This window comes from Streptomyces sp. NPDC059256 (assembly GCF_042753785.1).
Lineage (GTDB): Bacteria > Actinomycetota > Actinomycetes > Streptomycetales > Streptomycetaceae > Streptomyces.
Genome location: NZ_JBHYZO010000003.1, coordinates 83543 through 104908 on the forward strand (window position 1 = coordinate 83543; position 21366 = coordinate 104908).

Here is a 21366-nt window from a genome sequence, read left to right on the forward strand (position 1 = left end):
CCCTGCGACAGGGTTCAAGCCGGTCCACGCCCCTTACTCTTGGGTCATGACCGCCCTGGACCCACGTGACGCCGACGTCACGACACCGACCCCTGCGCCCGACGCACCCACCATCGACGAGCAGCCCCAGGGCGGGGTACTCGGCCGGAGCTATCGAGCGCTCAGCGTGGGCATCGTCTCCGTCGTCCTGCTGATCGCCTTCGAGGCGACGGCCGTCGGCACCGCGATGCCGGTGGCTGCCCGTGAGCTGAACGGCATCGGGCTGTACGCCTTCGCCTTCTCCTCGTACTTCACCACCAGCCTCTTCGCGATGGTCCTGTCCGGGCAGTGGGCCGACCGGGACGGTCCGCTGAGGCCGCTGGCGACCGGCATATCCGCCTTCGGCGTCGGACTGCTGCTCTCCGGCACCGCGAGCACGATGTGGCTGTTCATCCTGGGGCGCGCGGTACAGGGCCTCGGCGGCGGCATGGTGATCGTCGCGCTCTACGTGGTCATCGGGCGCGCCTACCCGGAGCGGCTGCGGCCGGCGATACTCGCCGCCTTCGCCGCGAGTTGGGTGATCCCCTCCGTGGTCGGACCGCTGGCCTCCGGAACGGTCACCGAGCAGCTGGGTTGGCGCTGGGTCTTCGTCGGCATCCCCGTGCTCGTGGTCTTCCCGCTCGCCCTGGCCCTGCCGCAGATTCGGCGCATGGCGTCCGGGCCCGCCGATCCTTCAGCGCCCCGATTGAGCTTCGACGCCCAGCGCATCCGACTGGCCCTCGGCATCTCCCTCGGCGCCGCGCTCCTCCAGTACGCGGCACAGGACCTGCGGTGGCTCTCCCTGCTGCCGGCGGCCGTCGGCGCGGCGCTGCTGGTGCCCGCGGTCCTCGGGCTGCTGCCGAAGGGCACCTACAGGGCCGCCCGGGGGCTGCCGTCCGTGGTGCTGCTGCGCGGTATCTCTGCGGGCTCCTTCATCGCCGCCGAGTCCTTCGTCCCCCTGATGCTGGTCACCCAGCGCGGGCTGTCCCCGACCATGGCCGGCTTCTCGCTCGCCGCGGGCGGGGTGACCTGGGCGCTCGGGTCGTTCATCCAGTCCCGGCCGCGGATGGAGCCGCACCGGGAACGGCTGATGGTGTTCGGGATGGTGCTGGTGGCCGTGGCGATCGCCGGTGCTCCGACCGTACTGATCGAGTGGGTGCCGGTGTGGATCGTGGCCGTCTCGTGGGCCATCGGCTGCTTCGGTATGGGCATGGTGATCGCGTCGACGAGCGTGATGTTGCTCAAGCTCTCGGAGCCCGAGGAGGCCGGGTCGAACTCGGCGGCGCTCCAGATCTCGGACGGGTTGTCGAACGTCATCCTGCTCGCCGGCGGCGGCGCGGCCTTCGCGGCGCTCGGCGGCGCCTCGGTGGCCGGCCACGGCGCGATCACCGAGGCCGGTGCCTCGCACCCGGCCGCCTTCGTGGTGGTCTTCCTGCCCATGGCGCTGGTCGCCCTGGTCGGAGCATGGGTGTCGACGCGGGTCCGGGTCCAAGAACCCGTGTGACGCGGCGCGAACCGGCCGGTACCGTCCGGGCATGGCCGGTCTGCACATACAACTCACCGAAGAAGAGTCCCGGGCACTGCGCGCGTGCGCCGATGCGGACGGCAAGAGTCCGCAGTCGTTCGCGTACGACGCGATCGTCCGGGCGGTCCAGGAGCACTCGCGGCTGTTCGACGAGGCGGCCGAGCACGTGCTGAAGGTCAGTGCGGAGTTGAACCGGAGGCTCGCCTGATGCGCCATCCGACCCGCCCCGAGCTGCTGGACCTCACCGAGCGGCTCGGCACCCGAGAGGTGCGCGACCACGGACTGATCGACTCGGCTCTCGCCCGTCCGCGGTCGAGTGCATTCGGCCAGGACGCGTATCCGGACGTCTGGCACAAGGCGGCAGCGCTGATGGAGTCGCTCGCCCGCAACCATGCGCTGGTCGACGGCAACAAGCGCATCGCCTGGTATGCGACCTGGGTCTTCCTCCAGTTGAACGGCCACCGGCTGTCCACGACCTTCGACGTGGACAGTGCGGAATCGTTTGTGCTGGAGGTGTGCCAGGGCGCGCTGGATGTGCCCGGGATCGCTGCCCGGCTGCCCGAATTCGCTCACTGACCCCGAATCCGCTCACTAAGCCCGAATCCGCCCATCGACACGGATCCACGACCCTCGGTGTCCAAGCCTCTCCCCGTGGTGGTCTTCGCCACCCGGGGGAGTGGTCGACACCCGGGAGGAATCCCCCGATGAGGGTGAAGTGGGCCGTCGTGGCGGATGCCCGTGAGGTCCATCTCACCGTCCGCGGGGGCGTCGTCCGGAGCGGACCGGCGTGGTCACACAGGTAGGGTGGCCCGGTTGTCATACCCGTACACCACCCGTGGCACCCCCCGCCGCGTCGTGCCCTGGACGAGCGTCGAACCGGAGACCGTGACTACTACCGCCTCCCACTCCCACCACCTCTCGCCCGCCTTCCCAGGCCGGGCCCCCTGGGGTACCGCCAGCAAGCTGCGTGCCTGGCAGCAAGGGGCGATGGAGAGATATCTCCAGGAACAGCCCCGCGACTTCCTGGCCGTCGCCACCCCCGGCGCGGGGAAGACCACCTTCGCGCTCACCCTCGCCTCCTGGCTGCTGCACCACCACGTGGTCCAGCAGGTGACCGTCGTCGCGCCCACCGAGCACCTGAAGAAGCAGTGGGCCGCGGCAGCCGCGCGGATAGGGATCAAGCTGGACCCCGACTACAGCGCGGGCCCGCTCAGCAAGGAGTACCACGGCGTCGCGATCACCTACGCGGGTGTCGGCGTACGCCCCATGCTCCACCGCAACCGCTGCGAGCAGCGCAAGACCCTCGTCATCCTGGACGAGATCCATCACGCCGGTGATTCCAAGTCCTGGGGCGAGGCGTGCCTCGAAGCCTTCGACCCGGCGACGCGTCGGCTCGCACTGACCGGTACGCCCTTCAGGTCGGACACCAACCCGATCCCCTTCGTGACCTACGAGGAGGGCAACGACGGCATCCGACGATCCGCCGCCGACTACACCTACGGCTACGGCAACGCCCTCGGGGACGGCGTCGTGCGGCCCGTCATCTTCCTCAGCTACAGCGGCAACATGCGCTGGCGCACCAAGGCCGGGGACGAGATCGCCGCCCGCCTCGGCGAGCCCATGACCAAGGACGCCATCTCGCAGGCGTGGCGCACCGCGCTCGACCCGCGCGGCGAGTGGATGCCCAATGTGCTGCGGGCCGCCGATCAACGGCTCACCGAGGTCCGCAAGTCCATCCCGGACGCGGGCGGTCTGGTGATCGCCTCCGACCAGGACTCGGCCCGCGCCTATGCCAAGCTCATCCGTGAGATCACCGGGTCCAAGGCGACCGTCGTCCTCTCCGACGACACCGGTGCCTCAAAACGCATCGACGAGTTCAGCGAGAACGAGGACCGCTGGATGGTCGCGGTCCGGATGGTCTCCGAGGGCGTGGACGTGCCCCGGCTGGCCGTCGGCGTGTACGCCACCACCATTTCGACCCCCCTGTTCTTCGCCCAGGCGGTGGGCCGTTTCGTACGGTCCAGAAGGCGGGGCGAGACCGCATCGGTCTTCGTGCCCACCATCCCCATGCTGCTCACCTTCGCCAATGAGATGGAGGTCGAGCGTGATCATGTGCTCGACCGGCCGAAGAAGAACGGCGATGAGGACCCGTACGCCGAGTCCGAGAAGGAGATGGACGAAGCCAACCGGGAGCAGGACGAGGACACCGGCGATCAGGACATGCTGCCCTTCGAGGCGCTGGAGTCGGACGCCGTCTTCGACCGGGTGATGTACAACGGGGCCGAGTTCGGGATGCAGGCCCATCCGGGCAGCGCGGAGGAGCAGGACTACCTCGGCATCCCAGGGCTGCTGGAGCCCGATCAGGTCCAGATGTTGTTGCAGAAGCGTCAGGCGCGGCAGATCGCCCACAGCCGTAAGAAGCCCGATACCGAGGCCGATCTGCTGGAGCTGCCTGCCGAGCGCCGTCCGGTGGTCTCGCACAAGGAACTGCTGGAACTGCGGAAGCAGTTGAACACGATGGTGGGCGCCTACGTCCATCAGAGCGGCAAGCCCCACGGTGTGATCCACACCGAGTTGCGCCGGGTGTGCGGCGGGCCGCCGAGCGCGGAGGCGACGGCCGGACAGATCCGTGAGCGGATCAAGAAGGTCCAGGAGTGGGCCACGCGGATGCGTTGATGTGACCGTCCGTCCGGGACCGCTGAGGCGCTCCCGGCGGACGCTCGACGGGCGTGCGGTGCATGCCGTACGTCAGGGCAGATGTGCCGTACCCGCGGAGGCAGGTCTACTGATCTCGGCCGGTGCGGACATCTGCCGCCGTCTGCGGATATCCGCCGACGGTCGGGATTCGGTACCGGTGTGCGTACCGGGCGTGGCGGCGACGGCTGCCCGTGCGAGGCGCCCGTCCGGCCAGGACCCACCGCGACCGTCCGCCCAGGACCCACCGCGACCGTCCGCCCAGGACCCACCGCCACCGCCTGGTCCGGCCCGCCGCACAGACCACGATCGACTGGCACACGGCCGCGATCGACCTCTTCCCGGGGCGGTGGTTCGCCCCTTCGAGCCCACTTGCCCAGGCCCTCGACCCGGTGCCACTCCCACTTCTCCCGAGCACAGGGGGCGATGAGCCGTGCTCAGGTACTTGTTGGCGCAATCCGGTATGAGCGGGTCGGGGGCGGATGTACTGTTCGAACGGTTGCCAACCCACCCAATATCACGGGTGGGCATCCGGATTCTGGACGAGGTCTTCCGCTGAGCGGACCGGATCGCTACTGTCCGGGCAATACAACCGCTCCCGTGGCAGCACGAGCCGCGGAGCCCAGCCGGTGTGCCATGGCCTGCCGGCGGCCTCTGGGTGCGGTGCCGACGCGACCGGCACCGCGGACACGACCGCGAGGATCCGCCGTCACTCACTCCGAAGGAGAGGGCGTCGTGACCGCGGAGACCTCCCAGACGCTCGACCGAGGACTGCGCGTCCTCAAGCTGCTCGCCGACACCGATCACGGGTTGACCGTCACCGAGCTGTCCAACAAGCTCGGTGTCAACCGGACCGTGGTCTACCGTCTGCTGGCCACCCTGGAACAACACGCCCTGGTCCGGAGGGACTTGGGCGGGCGGGCCAGGGTCGGCCTCGGTGTGCTCAGGCTCGGTCGACAAGTCCACCCGTTGGTGCGCGAGGCGGCGATGCCCGCGCTGCGGGCCCTCGCCGAAGACATCGGTGCGACCGCGCACCTCACCCTGGTGGACGGCGCGGAGGCCCTCGCGGTCGCCGTCGTCGAGCCCACCTGGACGGACTACCACGTCGCCTATCGGGCCGGTTTCCGTCATCCGCTGGACCGGGGTGCGGCGGGCAAGGCGATACTGGCCGCGCGACTCGGCCACGCCGACGACCCCGGCTACACCCTCACCCACGGCGAGTTGGAGGCCGGTGCCAGCGGCGCGGCTGCACCGCTCGTGGGAGTCACCGGGATAGAGGGGAGCGTGGGTGTGGTGATGCTCGCCGACTCGGTTCCCGAGCGAGTGGGCCCACGGGTGGTCGACGCCGCCCGCGAGGTCGCCGACGCCCTGCGCTGACCCTTCCCCCGCCCGTGGGGCCATGAGCTCGGCGGGTGCGGGCTGCGCCCCCGTGCGGTCCCGGCACCCCGCCCGGCCCGGATAGATTGGGTCGGTGCTCTCCCGTCTCTCGCGCCCGCGGGCGCTCATCCTCAGTGCCGTTCCCCTCGTGGCCCTCTTCGGCGTCGTCGGTTTCGCACCGCTGCCGTACGTCATCGCGCAGCCCGGGGACACCGCGAATGTGCTGGGCACGCACAAGGGCACGCCCGTGATCTCCATCAGTGGCGCCCCCGTCCGTACCCCCGAGGGCGCCCTGCGGATGACCACGATCCTCGCCACGGGTCCGGCCGCCGACATCCGCGTCGGAGAGGTGGTCGACGGTTGGTTCCGCACCGACCGTTCGGTGCTGCCGCGAGATTCCGTCTACCCCAGCGGCAAGTCCACCGGGGAGGTCGCCGAGCGGAATCTCAAGGACATGACGGAATCGCAGCACGATGCCACCTTGGCCGCGCTCGCCTACCTGGACGAGGACCCCGCGAAGGTCAAGGTCACCCTGCGGCTCGCCGATATCGGTGGTCCCAGTGCCGGACTGCTGTTCTCGCTCGGCATCGTCGACAAACTCGACGGCAACGGCGAGGGGGGCGATCTCACCGGTGGCCGCAGCATCGCGGGTACGGGCACGATCTCCCCGACCGGCAAGGTCGGTCAGGTCGGCGGGGTGTCGCTGAAGACGCAGGCCGCGGCCCGGGACGGCGCAACGGTCTTCCTGGTGCCGGAGGGGGAGTGTTCGGACGCTCTCGCCGAGGCGCCCAAGGAGCTGCGACTGATCCCGGTCACCTCGCTCCAGGGCGCCGTGGAGTCCCTTCGCGCGCTGGACGCCGGGGGGAAGGTGCCGTCTTGCTGAGTGCGTTCACGGGGGGTGCGTTCAGCTCCCGCCAACAGGGGAAGACCGCGGGCGCCAGGTTCGCCGCGAAGTAGATCCCTCCGAGGACCCACAGGGTCGTCCACAGCCCCACCTGTTCGATGAGGAAGCCGGCCGCGAGTCCGCCCAGGGGCGTGGTCAGCAGCGCTCCGGCCACCGTGACGCCCGCGACCCTGCTGCGCAGCGCGTCCGGGACCCGCTCGTACACGACGGTGGTGAGGATCGGGTTGATCATTCCGGCGCCGATCCCGCCGGCCGCCAGGATCAGGGCCAGGGGTACGGTCCCGTCGGTCAGCGCGGCCCCCACGTACTTCGGTGCTCCGGCGATCATGAACGCCACCGTGAACACCACCCGCCGTGGGAACCGCTCGCCCATCGCTCCGTACAGCAGTGCTCCGAGCAGGGCGCAGCCGGCGAAGAGCGCGACGAGCATGCCCAGTTCACCGGCCCCGCCGAGGTTCTCCTTGGCGTGCACGGGCAGGAGTACGGCGCTCCATGCCTGGTCGAGGCCGTTGGTGAGCATGATCATCAGGGTGATGCCGAACAGCAGGGGGTCGCGCAGCAGGAAGGAGTACCCCTCGCGGAGTTCGCCCGTGTAGGTGCGCAGTGAGACGGGTTGGGTGTTCTTGCTGGGTTCGGCCGCGGCGACGTTCCGTACGCCGAAGTAGATCAGCAGGGCCGAGCCGGCGAAGGTCAGGGCGTCCAGGAGCAGGACGGTCTCCGCGCCGGTGAGGGCGATCAGTACGCCCGCGAGGGCGGCGCCGGCCATGCGAGCACCGCGTGACACCGCGTCGAAGATACTCGCGGCCCGGGGGATCGGGGTGCCCGCGACCATGGCGAGTTGGGGCAGCAGGACATAGCGCGCGGTTTCGCCGGGGGCGTGGAAGAGGCCCGTCACCGCCATCAGGGCGCACAGCATCCAGAAGTGGAGGAGGTCCGCGTAGTGGAGTAAGGGGATCGTCGCGACGGAGACTGCGCAGACGGTGTCCGAGATGATGCTGATCCGGCGGCGGCCCGTGCGGTCGATGATGGGGCCGCCCGCGATCGCCGCCACGACGACGGGCAGGGTGGCGCAGAAGGCGACCAGACCAGCTTTGGCGGGGCTGCCGGTGGTCTCCAGGGCGAACCAGGGCACGGCGACCAGGGTGAGCGAATTACCGGTGATGGAAACGGCGTTGGCCGCCAGCACATGGGCGAGCGGGCCGCGTCGATGAGGGCCGCCCGGGGTCGCGTCGTTCGTGGCCGGGCCGGGCCCTTCTGGTGTTTCAGCTGCTTCGGTCGGGGTCTCTCCGGTGGTCAAGGCGGGGTCCCTTCGGTTGCTGACCCGGGGGCGCGAGGTGCCCGGGCCGTGCGAGGGGTGCGGGGGAAGGCATGGAGGTGGATGCGCACCTGGGCGGCTCGATCGGCGTCCGTTCGTGCGGTGGCCGGGGCAGAGCGGGCGGAGCCTTCGGGGTTGCTGGACATTTCGGGGTGCTGGGGGTTCGCGCGGCGCTCGAAATCGAGTTCGTCCGTGTCCTCGGGCGCGGGCTCACGGTCCCGGTAGCTCTCGATCAGTGCATGGACCTCCCGGTTCAGCTCCCTGGCCGCTTCCGGGGTCAGGCGTAGCGTGAAGTCGCTGAGGTCCGATGCCCGACGCCACTGTTCGGGCCACTCGTCGGCGGTGTCGAGCCAGCCGCTGACCTCCTCCGCGTGCTGGGCCGCGACCTCCTGGATGAACAGGCCGGCGGCTCCACGGACGGCCGGGTCCTCGCTGTGGAACATCGAGTGGTCGATGCTCGTGCCCTCGGTGGAAGCCCGCCACCAGCGCTCGCGCCCCTTGTTGAGGTCCGGGGCGTCTTCGACGAAGCCGTGCGCCGCGAGTTGGCGCAGGTGGTAGCTCGTGGCACCGCTGGACTCACCCAGGGACTCCGCCAGTTGTGATGCGGTCGCCGGTCCGTCGTGGCGCAATGCGGTGAGCAGTCGCAGCCGCAGGGGGTGGGCGATGCCCCGCAGCGACCGCGGGTCCAGAGGGCGGTAGCGGGAATCCGGCTGATGCTCGTGCATGGTGCAAAGGTAAGGTTGCAAACAAAGCTTTGCAAGCATTGCTTTGCGTCACGCGCCACCGTGAGAGCGGCAGAAGGCTCCTCAGGCGGACGGCTCCTCGGGCCGCCCGGGCCCCGGCCGGCCCCCCTCCCGGGCCGCCTGTTCCACCAGCGGGATGATCCGCAGCGGCACCGGGTTCTCCATCACGATCGCCGTGGAAGCGCGCATGATCCCCTCGAACCCGACCACACGGTCGATCACCCGCTGGAGGTCGGCGTTGGACCGTGCCACCAGTCGGCACAACATGTCCCCCTGCCCGGTGGTGGTGTGCAACTCCAGCACCTCCGGAACAGTGGCCAGATGTGCCCTGACGTCCGCCCCCTGCCCCTGCTTGATCTCCAAGGTGGCGAAGGCCGTGACCGGGTACCCCAGCGCGGCCGGGTCCACATCGGGCCCGAAGCCGCGCAGCACACCATGGGTGCGCAGCCGGTCGAGCCGCGCCTGTACGGTCCCCCGCGCGACTCCGAGCCGGCGCGATGCCTCCAGTACGCCGATCCTCGGTTCACGTGCCAACAGCTCGATCAGCCGGCCGTCCAAATGATCGATCGCCACACTGCACTCCCATGGGGCCTTTGGGTGGTCATCCTGTACAGAAAGCCGGACCATCGTGGACCCTGATAGTGCAGATTGCCTAGCGTTGTGACGAACTATTGCGCACCTTGTGGAGCGAGAGGAGTCTGTCGCTATGACTGAGACCATCGATCACCACCCCACAACCGCGAGCAAGGTCGACCCCTTCCCGGTGAAGGGCATGGACGCGGTCGTCTTCGCCGTGGGCAACGCCAAGCAGGCCGCCCACTACTACTCCACGGCCTTCGGCATGAAGCTCGTCGCCTACTCCGGACCGGAGAACGGCAGCCGGGAGACAGCGAGTTACGTGCTGGAGAACGGTGGGGCGCGGTTCGTCCTCACCTCCGTCATCAAGGAGGCGACCGAGTGGGGCCGCTTCCTGTCCGAGCACGTCGCCGAACACGGTGACGGCGTCGTCGACCTCGCGATCGAGGTACCGGACGCCCGAGCCGCGTACGCGTACGCCACCGAGCACGGCGCCCGTGGCGTCACCGAGCCGTACGAGGTGACGGACGAGCACGGCACGGTCGTGCTCGCCGCCATCGCCACCTACGGCCAGACCCGGCACACCCTGGTCGAGCGCTCCCGCTACGACGGCCCCTACCTCCCCGGCTTCGCCGCCGCCGCGCCCATCGTGGAGCCCCCGGCGAAGCGGACCTTCCAGGCCATCGACCACTGCGTCGGCAATGTCGAACTCGGTCGGATGAACGACTGGGTGGCGTTCTACAACAAGGTGATGGGCTTCACCAACATGAAGGAGTTCGTGGGCGACGACATCGCCACCGAGTACTCCGCACTGATGTCGAAGGTCGTCGCCGACGGCACGCTGAAGGTGAAGTTCCCCATCAACGAGCCGGCGATCGCGAAGAAGAAGTCGCAGATCGACGAGTACCTGGAGTTCTACGGCGGCGCCGGTGTCCAGCACATCGCGCTGGCCACCAACGACATCGTGGCGACCGTCCGCTCCATGCGCGCCGCCGGCGTCCAGTTCCTCGACACCCCCGACTCGTACTACGACACCCTCGGCGAGTGGGCCGGTGAGACCAGGGTCCCCGTGGAGACCCTGCGCGAGCTGAAGATCCTCGTCGACCGGGACGAGGACGGCTATCTGCTCCAGATCTTCACCAAGCCGGTCCAGGACCGACCGACGGTCTTCTTCGAGATGATCGAGCGCCATGGCTCGATGGGCTTCGGCAAGGGCAACTTCAAAGCGCTCTTCGAGGCCATCGAGCGCGAGCAGGAGAAGCGCGGCAATCTCTGACGGCCCAGCGGGGGCGCACGCCTCAGCGGCGGGCGCACGGCGCCTTCGGGCCGTACGGCACCGGTGGGCGGGACCAGTGAGGGTCCCGCCCACCGTCCCGTTCGACGCGGGTGCATACGATCGGCCGTGTGTGCGCACATGTGACGATCGCTGAGGACGACGAGAAGCAGGCCGAGCTGGTCCGCCGCTATCTCGAACGGGAAGGGCACACCGCCACGGTCGTACGCGACGGGCGCGCCGCCGTCGACCTGGTGCGCCGACAGCCGCCCGACCTGCTCATCCTCGATGTGATGATGCCCAAGTGCGACGGTCTCGACGTGCTGCGCATCCTGCGCGCCGAGGGGTTCGACCTCCTGGTCCTGATGCTCACCGCCCGTTCCACCGAGGATGATCTCCTGCTGGGACTGGACCTCGGGGCGGACGACTACATGACCAAGCCGTACAGCCCCCGTGAGCTGATGGCCCGGGTGAGGACGCTGCTGCGCCGCAACCGAGTGGCGGACCCGGCCGAGCCGAAGACCGGAACGGCGCTGACCGTGGGCGCCCTGGCGGTCGATCCGGAGCGCCACGAAGTCACCGTCGACGGCGAGTACGTGGAGTGCACCCCGGGGGAGTTCCGCATCCTGGCGGCGATGGCGGCCGAGCCGGGCCGCGTCTTCACCCGACAGCAACTGCTGGAGGAGCTGCACGGGTTCACCCGGTACATCGGGGACCGGACGGTCGACGTCCACATCATGAACCTCAGAAAGAAGATCGAACCCGAGCCCCGACGGCCCCAGCGGCTGGTGACCGTCTTCGGGGTGGGCTACAAACTGTCCGCCCCCAAGCCGTCCGCGGTCTCGCACGGCGGCCGAGCCGCAGCGCCCGAGCGGCCGATACGACCGGTTTCGGGCGTGCGCGATGCGCGGTCCTAAAGCCCCCTCGCGCGAGGGCCGCACCAGACTGCCCCTGCGCAAGAGCCTCCTCGGCAGGCTGCTCGCCGTCTCCACCCTGGTCGCCGCCTGCTCGGTGGCCGCCACCGCCTGGCTCGCCGTCCAGAGCACCTCCGGTGCCATCAAGGAGCAGCAGGGCCAGAACCTCACCGACGACACCGACATCTACGACACCCTTCTCGCCTACGCCGCCACCCATCCGCGGTGGGACGGTGTCCAGAACACCGTGCAGACCCTCGCGGGCAAGTACGACCGCCGGATCGTGCTCACCACCCAGAACCGGCAGCCCATCGCCGACTCCGCCGAAGCCGCCGCCCAGCCGGCCGAGCTACCCATCCGGAACGCTGCCGTCTTGAACCCGCTCGCCGCCGACACCGGGCTCGCCACCAGCAGGACCGGAGCGGGCACGACCGACGGCATCGACCCCAGGGCCGTCGGCCCCTTCCGGTTGACGGCGGCTGAGAGCACCAAGTTGGAGAAGATCGCCAAGCGGATCGTCAGCTGTCTGTCCGACAACGGTGTCGCCGCGGATGTGGTCCCCACCCCCAGCGGACGCCCGAGCATCGAGGTCGTGGGCCAGGACGGTGAACGCGTGCACGGCGTTCGCTGCGCCGTCATCGGGCTCGACGAGTTGGACGCCCCCACCCGTACGGAACGCACGGCACTCGCCGCACTCAACGAACTGGCCACGCAGTGCCTCAAGGACAAGGGCCACGCACCGGTCAACGTCGACCTCGACCTCTCCTGGCAGCGCGGCCCCAAGGACATCCTGTCCAAATCACGCATGCCCGTGATCACCATCGCATCACCCATGCCGAGTCCACCAGGACACATGGAGAGCGCCGCGGACCGTGACACCGCCACGTGTGTGAACACCGCTCGCAAAGCGCAGCTCCGCGCCCATGTCTCGCCGCCCGCGCTTCTGTTCATCGACGATCCGGTGGGAGCCGAGCCGCCCGGCTTTGACCTCTCACCGGCGAACACCGTCCAGATCGCGGGTGTCGCCGCGCTGGTGCTCGCCCTGACCGTGGGCGCCTCCGTGCTCGCCGCCACCCGACTGGTCCGGCCCCTTCTCGCGCTCACCGGAGCCGCCCAGCGGATGAAGGACGGCGAGCGGACCGCTCCCGTACCCGTCACCACGGACAACGAGATCGGACGGCTGGCCGTCGCCTTCAACGACATGGCAGCCCATCGCGCCCTCCTCGAAGCCCAGCGCCGGGCGATGGTGAGCGACGTCGCCCATGAACTGCGCACCCCGCTGAGCAACATCCGCGGCTGGCTGGAGGGCGCCCAGGACGGAATCGCCGACCTTGACCCGGCGTTCGTCTCCTCGCTCCTCGAAGAGGCGGTACAGCTCCAACACATCATCGACGACCTCCAGGACCTGGCCGAAGCCGACGCGGGGGCGCTGCGGCTCCATCCCGAACCGGTACGGATCGATGAACTCCTCGGCCAGGTCGCCGCCGCCCACCAGGCGCGGGCCGAATCGGAAGGCGTCGCCCTGCACGTCCGCGTGGACCCGGACGTTCCGACGCTGCTCGCCGATCCGGTGCGATTGCGTCAGGCCATCGGCAACCTGGTCTCCAACGCCGTGCGCCACACCCCGCGCGGTGGCTCGGTCACCCTCCGGGCGCAGGGGTCCGCCGGCCGGCTGGACGTGGCGGTCAGCGACACCGGGGCCGGCATCCCCGCCGCAGACCTGCCGCATGTCTTCGACCGGTTCTGGCGGGCGGAGAAGTCCCGCAACCGCAGGACCGGAGGCAGCGGTCTGGGGCTGGCGATCGTACGGAAGTTGGCCGAGGCCCACGGCGGCACGGTCGATGCCCGCAGTCGGGTGGGGGAGGGCTCCACGTTCACCCTGCGACTTCCGACGGCCGCCGCCGACCCGGTGGAAGGCCCTGATCCCCGGATCACAACGATCTGACAGGTTCTTCATATCTCCAGTCCAGCCTTACGGGCATACGGAGCACTTCCGCAGCACGGCACGGCCGGCCGGGCTGCACGGGCGCCGCCTTCGAGCGGCCCGGGTGCTCACGCAATGAACTGGAATGGAGCCATCTCTATGTCGTCCCCTCGCCTGTCCCTGCGTGCTCTCGCCGTCGTCGTCACGGCGGCCGGCGCCCTGCTGGCCCCCGCCGCCGTGGCCGTGGCCGACTCCAGCCCCACGCCGGTCGTCTCCTTGGACGCCACCGTCAAGCCGTCGCCTTCGGAGAAGGTCAAGCGCGTCATCATCGACGGGTCCGGCACATCCGAGAGCCGCCCCGGAGCCGACAAGGCCACGCGCCCCGCGGTCATGCCGCGGGGCGGGGTGGCCGCCGGTGAGCAGCCCACAGCAGCCGCCAGCGACGACAGCAGTGTGAGCATGCCGCTGCTGGCGGCCTCCACGGGCCTGCTCCTGGCCGGTGCGGGCGTCCTCGTGATCCGCCGCCGCAATGCCGTCGACGGCCAGGTCTGACACCACTGAAACAGCCTCCTCCCGCAGTGGCACCGGCCGACCGGTGCCACTGCGGTCCCACGTCCCCCCAGGAGCCGTCATGATCACTGCACCCGTCCGGCGCCGCGACGCCCCCGCCCTCACGGCCCTCGCCGTCTGCCTCACGCTCGCGCTCTCCGGCTGCTCGGGCGAGCAGGGCCCGGAGCGCAAGGAAGGGACGAAGGCCGCTCCGAACACTCCGGCCGGCGCCGCCGCCGCACCAGCGGCTGACACCAAGGTCCAGGACCCGGTACATGTCTCGATCCCCTCGATCGGCGTCGACAGCGAACTGATGCGGCTGGGGCTCAACGGCGACGGCACGGTCGAGGTCCCACCAGCGGAGAAAGGGATGACGGCGGGCTGGTACACGGGGGCCGCCATCCCGGGCGAACCCGGCGCATCGGTGATCATCGGCCACAATGAGACCAAGTCGGGCCCCGCGGTCTTCCAGGACCTCGGAAAGCTCCGCAAAGGGGCGGAGATCGCCGTGCGCAGCGCCTCGGGCGCCACCAACCGCTTCACCGTCACCGGGACCGAGTCGGTGAAGAAGAAGGCGTTCCCGACGAAGAAGGTCTACGGCCCGACCAACGGCCGCGAGCTACGGTTGGTCACCTGCTCCGGCGCCTACGACGCCGAAGGCCACACGGTCGACAACCTCATCGTCTACGCGACCCTGGGCTGAGCCCTCGGCCCTGTACAGGCAGGACCAAGAAAGCCCGTGCACCGGCTCTGGACACCCCGGCCCTGGCCCGCGCGCCGCTTCACTCCCGACCCGCACCCCCGCCCGTCGACGTGCCCACCCCGCCGGATCCCGCCGGCTGACCGGACGCCGCGGGACGCACCGGCCGGGGCTGCGCTTGCGGCTCCGCGGGCTTGGCGGGCTTGACCGGTTCCGCCGGTTCCGTAGGTGCAGCCGGTCTGGCGGGCGGAGCGCCCACGGCCCCCGACCCCGCGCCGCGCCCCTGCCCCGTACCCGACGGTGTTCCGCCACCGCCCGGGTTCACCGCGCCCCCGCCCGCTTTAGGCTTCACCACCATCCCCTCCCTCCCCGTCACCTTCCGCGGTCCACCGGGCGGCGGCTGCCCCAGGGCATCGAGCGCGTCCCGTGCAGCCGGCGCCAGCAGCGGGGAGAAGTGCGGATTGATCCGCAGCGCCTGACCGAGGTACCGACGGGCCGGCCCATACCGCTGCGAAGCGCGCTCGATCTCGCCCCGGTGATACGCGAACAGCGGACTGCGCAGCCCCTCGCCCGTCGCCTTCTTCGCGTACGGCAGGGCCTCCTTCACCCGGCCCGCCCGGAACAGCGCCCACCCCAGTGCGTCCGCGATCTGGATGCTGCGCCGACCCCCGTCCCATTCGGCCTGCAACAGTTCGACCGCGTCCTGCGGATCGCCGTGGTCGGCCTCGTACCGCCCCACCACCAGCTCCTCGTTCCGGCCGCCCGCCGTCGCCTTCCGCGCCAGCTCGCCCACCAACGCGTACTGGGTTTCGGCATCGCCGTCGAGCCCCAGCGACTCGTTCAACTCGCCCGCCTCCAAGGCGTACTCCGCCAGGGGCCGCTTGGCCAGCGCCGACTGGTAGTCGCGCAGCGCCGCCTCCGTTCGCCCCAGCGCGGTCAGTGCCCTCCCGCGCGCCGCGAGCGAAGGATGGTGGTCGGGGGCGAGCCGTAGCGCCAGGTCGTACCGCTTGATCGCCTCCTGCGGCTCACCCCGCTCCCAGGCCAGCTCCCCGAGCGCGTACAGCGCCGCCGCCTTCTCCGCTGCGCCCTCCGCGCTGCCCACCGCGTCCTCCGCATTGGCGGACGCGTCCTCCCGCCAGCCCCGGTCCCGGTAGACCCGGGCGGTGACGACCCGCGCCTGCGACCCCGCGTACAGCTTGTGCAACGTCTCCAACGCCTTGCCGACGGACGTGTAGTCGCCCAATCCGGTGTACGCCTCGATCAGCACCGGGTAGACCGTCCAGCGCCGCGGTTTCTGCTTCTGCGCCTGCCGGGCCCAATCGCGTGCCGTGGTGTGGTCCTGCCGGGCGTTCGCGAGGGCCGCCAGCCCGAGGAGCGCCTCGGTGTTGCCCGCGTCCGCCGACACGATCTCCAACGAACGCTCCAGCGCGCCCTCCGCCTCGGACAGCGCGTCCCAGTCGGCGAGCCGGAGGGCTCTTTCGACCTGTGCGGTTCCCAGGACCGCCCAGGACTCCTCGTCCCGGGGGTGCTTGCGCAGCCACCCGGAACGATCGGCGATCAAGGCGTCGAGGTCGCTCAGCGCGGCCGGCGCTCCCAGGGCCGCTGCGCTCTGTGCCCGGGCGACCGGGCCCGGAGCCGGGGGTGGGGCTTCGCCCCCGCCGACCGCCATGGCGCACACTCCGCCGACCAGGGCGGCGGCGACCAACGCACCGATCGTCGCGTTCAGCCGACGCCCACCAGCGACCCCGTCCATGCCGCTGCCAGTGAGGCCACTGCTCCCACTGAGTTCAGTGTCTCGACCGTTCGTACCGCTTCTACCGCTCATACCGCTTCTACCGGACGCACCGCTCATGGCGTTCACTCTGCGTCAGCGGTCGGTCTATACGAAGAACGCTCCCCGCCGTGTGAGTCGGAAGGCGTACGGGTTCACACCGATGGCCCCGGGTGCGACGCTGGCAGCATGGACGATCTCCTAGAACGGCTGCGCGCCGGGCTCCCCGCCGAGGCCCTGATCAGCGACCCGGACATCATGGTCTCCTACGGCCGGGACATGGCGAGCTTCTGCGACGCGGGCCTGCCCGCCGTCGTCGTCCTGCCGCGCACGGTCGAACAGGTCCAGCACGTGATGCGCACGGCCACCGCCCTGCGCGTCCCCGTCGTTCCGCAGGGCGCCCGCACCGGTCTGTCCGGCGCCGCCAACGCCTCCGACGGCTGCATCGTCCTCTCGCTCATCAAAATGGACCGCATCCTGGAGATCAGCCCCGTCGACCGGATCGCCGTCGTCGAACCAGGAGTGATCAACGCCGTGCTCTCCCGCGAGGTGAACAAGCACGGACTGCACTATCCGCCCGACCCCTCCAGCTGGGAGACCTGCACCATCGGCGGGAACATCGGCACCGCATCCGGTGGGCTGTGCTGCGTCAAGTACGGAGTGACCGCCGAGTACGTGCTGGGCCTCGATGTCGTCCTCGCCGACGGACGCCTCCTCACCACTGGCCGCCGCACCGCGAAGGGAGTCGCCGGCTACGACCTGACGCGATTGTTCGTCGGCTCCGAAGGCAGCCTCGGTGTCGTCGTCCGGGCCGTGCTCGCCCTGAAGCCCAAGCCGCCCCAACAGTTGGTGCTCGCCGCCGAGTTCGATTCGGCAGCGGCGGCCTGTGCCGCAGTGTGCGCGATCATGGAGGGCGGCCACACCCCCTCGCTGCTGGAACTCATGGACGGCACGACCGTACGGGCCGTCAACGCCCTCGCCCAGATGGGTTTGCCCGAGTCCACGGAAGCCCTGCTGCTCGCGGCCTTCGACACCCCCGATCCGGCCGCCGATCTGGCCCTGGTCGCCGAGGTGTGCCGGGCCCACGGCGCCACCGAGGTCGTCCCCGCCGACACCCCCGCCGAATCGGAACTGCTCCTCCAGGCCCGCAGGATCTCCCTCAACGCCCTGGAGGCCGTCAGGACGGCCACGATGATCGATGACGTCTGCGTCCCGCGCTCCCGACTGGGCGCCATGCTCGACGGCACGGCCGCCATCGCGAAGAAGTACGACCTGACGATCGGCGTCTGCGCCCATGCCGGCGACGGGAACACCCACCCCGTGGTCTGCTTCGACCACGCCGACCCGGACGAGTCCCGCCGCGCCCGTGAGTCCTTCGACGAGATCATGGCGCTCGGCCTCTCCCTCGGCGGCACGATCACCGGAGAACACGGCGTCGGAGTGCTGAAGAAGGAATGGCTCGCACGGGAACTGGGCCCGGTGGGGGTGGAGTTGCAGCAAGGCATCAAGCGGACGTTCGATCCCCTGGGCATCCTCAACCCCGGCAAGGTCTTCTGAGCCAACTGGCTCGAACGCGACTCGTCCGTCGGACCGGTGCGGTGCCGACCGGGGTCCTACGACGGATGCCCCCGGTTCTAGGGCCTTCGCCCGATGCCCGGCCGCGGCCTCCCTTCCTAGGGTGAACTCACCACGCACTGCGGTGCTTTCGAGCAATCTCCCGGGAGGAACCATGCCCGCCCGTCTCGACCACACCATCGTCCACGTGTCCGACCGCTTCGCCGGAGCCCGATTCCTCTCCGAACTCCTCGGCGGACCCGAACCCGTGCCGAACGGCCCCTTCGTCGCCCTCACCCTGGACGGCGATGTCACCCTCGACTACCTCGATGAGCGCGAGGGCCCCCAGCCCTCGCAGCACCTGGCCTTCCGGGTCTCCGATGAGGAGTTCGACGGCATCTTCGCCAGGATCGTCGAGCGGAAGATCACCTACTGGGCCGACCCGGCCCGCCAGACATCGGGGGAGATCTTCCGCCGCCCCGGAAGCCACGGGGTGTACATCGACGACCCCGATGGACATCTGCTGGAGTTTCTGACCGCGGACGCCCCGTAGGCCGTGTCGTCGAAGCCCCGTCCGTCCGTTGCCGGTCCTCCGGTCGGGCGACGGGACTTCGACGACACTCTTCGGCGCGGGACCGATCGTCAGCAGCCATCGCCATCCTGGGCATCATCCAGCGGTCCCGGCGTGTCCTTGCCGCCCGCGGGGTGGTGCCCCCGGGCCCACAGACCGTCCGCACGGCGAGGTGCGAGCAGGTCCGCCAGTGCGGTGTCGATGCCCAGTTGTCCCGACTCCGTCCCGGGCGGCACCAGCCGAAGGGTCCGCTCCACCCAGGCGCAGACGATCGCGGCCGACGCCTCCAGCAGGGCGTCTCCATCGGGAGAACTCAACGCGATCAGCACGACGTTGCGACCGTCCACCTTGGTCGGCCAGATCCGCACGTCACCCTGCCCACACGGCCGGAACACCCCTTCCACCAGCAGCTCACGGGCGAAGGTCCACTTCACCGGGTTCTCCGACCCGATGTGAAAGGTGACGTGGACGGCAAAAGGATCATCCGAACGGTAGGTCAGCAGGGCGGGCACCAGGATGCTCCGCTCCGGCGACAGCACCAGTTTCAACTCAAGCTCGCGTTCCACCATCGAGTGCATAGCAACGGCCCTCTTCTCTTCTGTGTCCCGTCCGTACGACTCCGTGTGTGCACGTATACGTACGGGCGACCCTGTTTTGAGGCCCTTGGGTGAGCCCTGTGAGAAGAGAGCGACAGGTCACACGACTATGACGCGACTTTCGGTAAGAACTTTCTGCATTTATTCAGTAGCACAGAGTGATTATTGCCTCGTGGGCGGCCCGGTGCCGCCCGACGCACCGGTTGCCGCTCCCGAACTCGCTTGCAGAGTCACCTCGTAGAGGCTGCGACCCGGTGGGTGCTTCCGGTACCGGACCATGAGCCATGGTCTGGGGAATGTGGGTACCTTCGGTCATGGATCAGGAGGTCTCCCCCATGACACCGTCCCTCAACGACCACGCAGGCTCGCGAATCGCCCACAATCGCAAGGCGCGGATGCTGACCCAGCGCGAGTTGGCCGATCTGTCGCACGTCTCCTACAGCACCCTGACCAAGGTTGAGCAGGGTGCGATCCCCGCCAGTCCGTCGGTGCTCGGTGCCCTCGCCCGGGCGCTTGCGGTCCCGGTGACGCAGCTGACCGGGCAGCCCTATCTGGAGGAACTGCGGCGGGATCAACTCGACGGCCTCATCCAGCCGATCCGTGAGGCCCTCAACCTCTATGACCTCGGCGCCGATCCCGAACTCACCCCGCGACCGACGGAACAGCTCGAAGCGCAGTCCGAGCGACTGTGTGCGCTCGTGCGGGAGAGCAACATCAAGCAGGTTGCGATCGAGTTGCCCGCGCTGATCGCCGAAGCGACCACCGTGGCGCACCGCCGACCGGAGGACCGCAATTGGCGGCTGCTCGCAGGTGCCTACCGCACGGCCTATGACGTGACCACGAAGCTGGGATTCCAGGATCTGTGCATGGTTGCCCTCGATCGTATGGATTGGGCGGCTCAACGGGCGTCGGACCCGGTCATAGGAGGAATGCGCCAGTATTTGCGGGCGCTTGCGTATCTGCGAGCCAGTGACTACCGAACGGGGGCGCGGCTGGTTCAGATCGGACTTCAGCAACTCGGGCTGGCCGTTGCCGGGCAGGAACGCGATGTCGTCACCGGTCAAATTCATCTGGGCGCGGCGGTATTGGCGGCACGAAGCAAGAGCGAGGCCCTGGCCATGGACCACCTTGACGAGGCGCAGCGACTGGCCGAGTCGACCGGACCTGCCGAAAAGGTGCATTGGCTCTCCTTCGGCCCGGCGAACGTGGGAGCCCACCGGATGAGCGTCCTCGCGGAATTGGACAGGTACCCGGAGGCGGTCCAGACCGCAGCCGGCCTGCAATTCCCGAGTGACTGGCCGCCATCCCGACTAGCTCATCACCACGCCGAACTAGCACAGGCGCAACTGTGGACCGGCAACACCGGAGAAGCCTTCGCGAACCTCCGCCGTGCTCGCAAGCTCGCACCGCAACAGACCCGCTACAGCCCCACCGTGCGGGAGACCTACATCGCTCTTGAATCTGCGAAGCGACGGATGCCCGAGACGCTCAACAGTTTTGGTGCCTGGCTCGGAATGTGACTGCCCGTGAATTCCTGGCCCGCGCTATCAATGACCTCTGATACTTCCGGTCTCTGTTCATCGGCACGATGCAGTTCAGACGCACTGCCGCGATCGCTTGGTCGATCGCGGCCTTTCTCCTGCGCAGCTGAAGAGGTGCCGATATGGCAGATGTTTTCGCTCGTTTTTTCGAACCATTGAGAGAAGGGAATTTAACTCCACCGCGAACGACGGGTGCGGTTCGATGACGCAATCGTGCAGCAACGGGCCCGTGGTGTACCGGTGGCCGCAGAGCCCTCGGAGCGTGGGGCTGGCCCGTGCCGAACTGCGCAAGGCTCTCGACGGCTGGGGCCTGGCCCCCATGGAGGCGTCCGCGTTGATCGTGCTGTCCGAACTGTTCACCAACGCCGTACGGCACGCCAAGGTGCCCGGACGGGAGATCGAGACCCGGTACGCGCCGCTGTGGCGCGGTGTGCGGATCGAGGTGCACGACGCCTCCCACCTCCTGCCCCGGGTCGTACCCACCGGCCTCGACTCCACCGGTGGACGCGGACTGCCGCTGGTCGAAGAACTGTCCGACGCCTGGGGTGTCACCCCTCGCCATGGCCCGGGCAAGGCCGTCTGGGCCGAACTGACCCTCCCCAGACCGAGCTAGGTCGGATCTTCGAAGTCCCGTCCCGCTCCCGGCCGTCAACCCCGAGGCCGGGGCGGACTACGTGCGAAGCGATCCGGCTCGACCCGACCGGACCTCCTGCCTCCGTGCTCTCCCCCGCCGCCGTCGACGGCCTGCGACTGCCGGGCGCGCCGGCGACACGGCCACGGCCGGAGCCCAGGACTTTCGCCCGTGCCTCCAAACCGCCGTA

The 21366-nt window shown here is 69.5% G+C and carries 20 protein-coding genes; 15 read left to right on the plus strand and 5 right to left on the minus strand.

The annotated features are described in order from the left end of the window. The first annotated feature begins 46 nt into the window (after positions 1-46). The 6 genes from ACFXJL_RS08395 (at position 47) to ACFXJL_RS08420 (ending at position 6497) form a co-directional block, all read left to right on the plus strand. Entirely contained in the window at positions 47-1522 is a 1476-nt protein-coding gene (locus ACFXJL_RS08395; protein ID WP_358877386.1) for an MFS transporter, read from the plus strand. Between the two features lie 31 nt (positions 1523-1553). Continuing rightward, entirely contained in the window at positions 1554-1751 is a 198-nt protein-coding gene (locus tag ACFXJL_RS08400) for a hypothetical protein (protein WP_358877387.1), read from the plus strand. Beyond that, entirely contained in the window at positions 1751-2119 is a 369-nt protein-coding gene (locus ACFXJL_RS08405; protein ID WP_358877388.1) for a Fic family protein, read from the plus strand. Before ACFXJL_RS08400 ends, ACFXJL_RS08405 begins: the two co-directional genes overlap by 1 nt. A gap of 309 nt (positions 2120-2428) precedes the next feature. Next, on the plus strand, positions 2429-4219 hold the full coding sequence (locus ACFXJL_RS08410) for a DEAD/DEAH box helicase (RefSeq protein ID WP_358877562.1): 1791 nt from the start codon (positions 2429-2431) through the stop codon (positions 4217-4219). A gap of 753 nt (positions 4220-4972) precedes the next feature. Further along, positions 4973-5614, plus strand: coding sequence for a helix-turn-helix domain-containing protein (locus ACFXJL_RS08415; RefSeq protein ID WP_329019606.1), 642 nt, complete (start codon positions 4973-4975; stop codon positions 5612-5614). Between the two features lie 94 nt (positions 5615-5708). Continuing rightward, on the plus strand, positions 5709-6497 hold the full coding sequence (locus ACFXJL_RS08420) for a S16 family serine protease (RefSeq protein ID WP_384641743.1): 789 nt from the start codon (positions 5709-5711) through the stop codon (positions 6495-6497). Here the strand turns inward: ACFXJL_RS08420 and ACFXJL_RS08425 are convergent. From ACFXJL_RS08425 to ACFXJL_RS08435, 3 genes are all read right to left on the minus strand, one after another. Continuing rightward, positions 6427-7704 (minus strand): MFS transporter, encoded by a 1278-nt coding sequence (locus tag ACFXJL_RS08425; RefSeq protein WP_384691333.1) that lies wholly within the window; start codon positions 7702-7704, stop codon positions 6427-6429. The genes ACFXJL_RS08420 and ACFXJL_RS08425 overlap by 71 nt on opposite strands. A 107-nt stretch (positions 7705-7811) precedes the next feature. After that, positions 7812-8558, minus strand: coding sequence for a helix-turn-helix domain-containing protein (locus ACFXJL_RS08430; protein WP_384690448.1), 747 nt, complete (start codon positions 8556-8558; stop codon positions 7812-7814). Positions 8559-8639: 81 nt separating this feature from the next. Then, complete coding sequence (locus ACFXJL_RS08435) at positions 8640-9149, minus strand: Lrp/AsnC family transcriptional regulator (RefSeq protein ID WP_384690451.1); 510 nt, start codon at positions 9147-9149, stop codon at positions 8640-8642. Between the two features lie 133 nt (positions 9150-9282). Here ACFXJL_RS08435 and hppD point away from each other — a divergent pair, with 133 nt between their 5' ends. The 5 genes from hppD (at position 9283) to ACFXJL_RS08460 (ending at position 14515) form a co-directional block, all read left to right on the plus strand. Next, on the plus strand, positions 9283-10428 hold the full coding sequence (gene hppD, locus ACFXJL_RS08440; RefSeq protein ID WP_358877392.1) for a 4-hydroxyphenylpyruvate dioxygenase: 1146 nt from the start codon (positions 9283-9285) through the stop codon (positions 10426-10428). Positions 10429-10556: 128 nt separating this feature from the next. Beyond that, on the plus strand, positions 10557-11342 hold the full coding sequence (locus ACFXJL_RS08445) for a response regulator transcription factor (RefSeq protein ID WP_358877393.1): 786 nt from the start codon (positions 10557-10559) through the stop codon (positions 11340-11342). Continuing rightward, on the plus strand, positions 11329-13284 hold the full coding sequence (locus ACFXJL_RS08450) for a sensor histidine kinase (RefSeq protein WP_384690454.1): 1956 nt from the start codon (positions 11329-11331) through the stop codon (positions 13282-13284). Before ACFXJL_RS08445 ends, ACFXJL_RS08450 begins: the two co-directional genes overlap by 14 nt. Before the next feature lie 138 nt (positions 13285-13422). Continuing rightward, complete coding sequence (locus ACFXJL_RS08455) at positions 13423-13815, plus strand: hypothetical protein (RefSeq protein ID WP_358877395.1); 393 nt, start codon at positions 13423-13425, stop codon at positions 13813-13815. A 79-nt stretch (positions 13816-13894) separates the two neighbouring features. Beyond that, a complete protein-coding gene (locus ACFXJL_RS08460; RefSeq protein WP_384690457.1) occupies positions 13895-14515 on the plus strand; it encodes a class F sortase in 621 nt (206 codons plus the stop codon). A gap of 79 nt (positions 14516-14594) precedes the next feature. Here the strand turns inward: ACFXJL_RS08460 and ACFXJL_RS08465 are convergent, their stop codons facing one another. Further along, a complete protein-coding gene (locus ACFXJL_RS08465) occupies positions 14595-16265 on the minus strand; it encodes a tetratricopeptide repeat protein (protein WP_384690460.1) in 1671 nt (556 codons plus the stop codon). 207 nt (positions 16266-16472) lie between these two features. On the opposite strand from ACFXJL_RS08465, the gene ACFXJL_RS08470 reads away from it, so the two are divergent. Beyond that, entirely contained in the window at positions 16473-17840 is a 1368-nt protein-coding gene (locus ACFXJL_RS08470; RefSeq protein WP_358877398.1) for an FAD-linked oxidase C-terminal domain-containing protein, read from the plus strand. A gap of 172 nt (positions 17841-18012) precedes the next feature. Continuing rightward, positions 18013-18390, plus strand: a complete 378-nt coding sequence (locus tag ACFXJL_RS08475; RefSeq protein WP_358877399.1) for a VOC family protein — start codon at positions 18013-18015, stop codon at positions 18388-18390. Positions 18391-18479: 89 nt separating this feature from the next. On the opposite strand, the gene ACFXJL_RS08480 is transcribed toward ACFXJL_RS08475, so the two are convergent. Then, complete coding sequence (locus tag ACFXJL_RS08480; RefSeq protein WP_358877400.1) at positions 18480-18986, minus strand: SsgA family sporulation/cell division regulator; 507 nt, start codon at positions 18984-18986, stop codon at positions 18480-18482. 353 nt (positions 18987-19339) lie between these two features. On the opposite strand from ACFXJL_RS08480, the gene ACFXJL_RS08485 reads away from it, so the two are divergent. Both ACFXJL_RS08485 and ACFXJL_RS08490 read left to right on the plus strand, forming a co-directional pair. Next, complete coding sequence (locus ACFXJL_RS08485; RefSeq protein WP_384690465.1) at positions 19340-20524, plus strand: helix-turn-helix domain-containing protein; 1185 nt, start codon at positions 19340-19342, stop codon at positions 20522-20524. A 223-nt stretch (positions 20525-20747) separates the two neighbouring features. Continuing rightward, positions 20748-21158 (plus strand): ATP-binding protein, encoded by a 411-nt coding sequence (locus ACFXJL_RS08490; protein WP_384690468.1) that lies wholly within the window; start codon positions 20748-20750, stop codon positions 21156-21158. Positions 21159-21366: the final 208 nt, after the last annotated feature.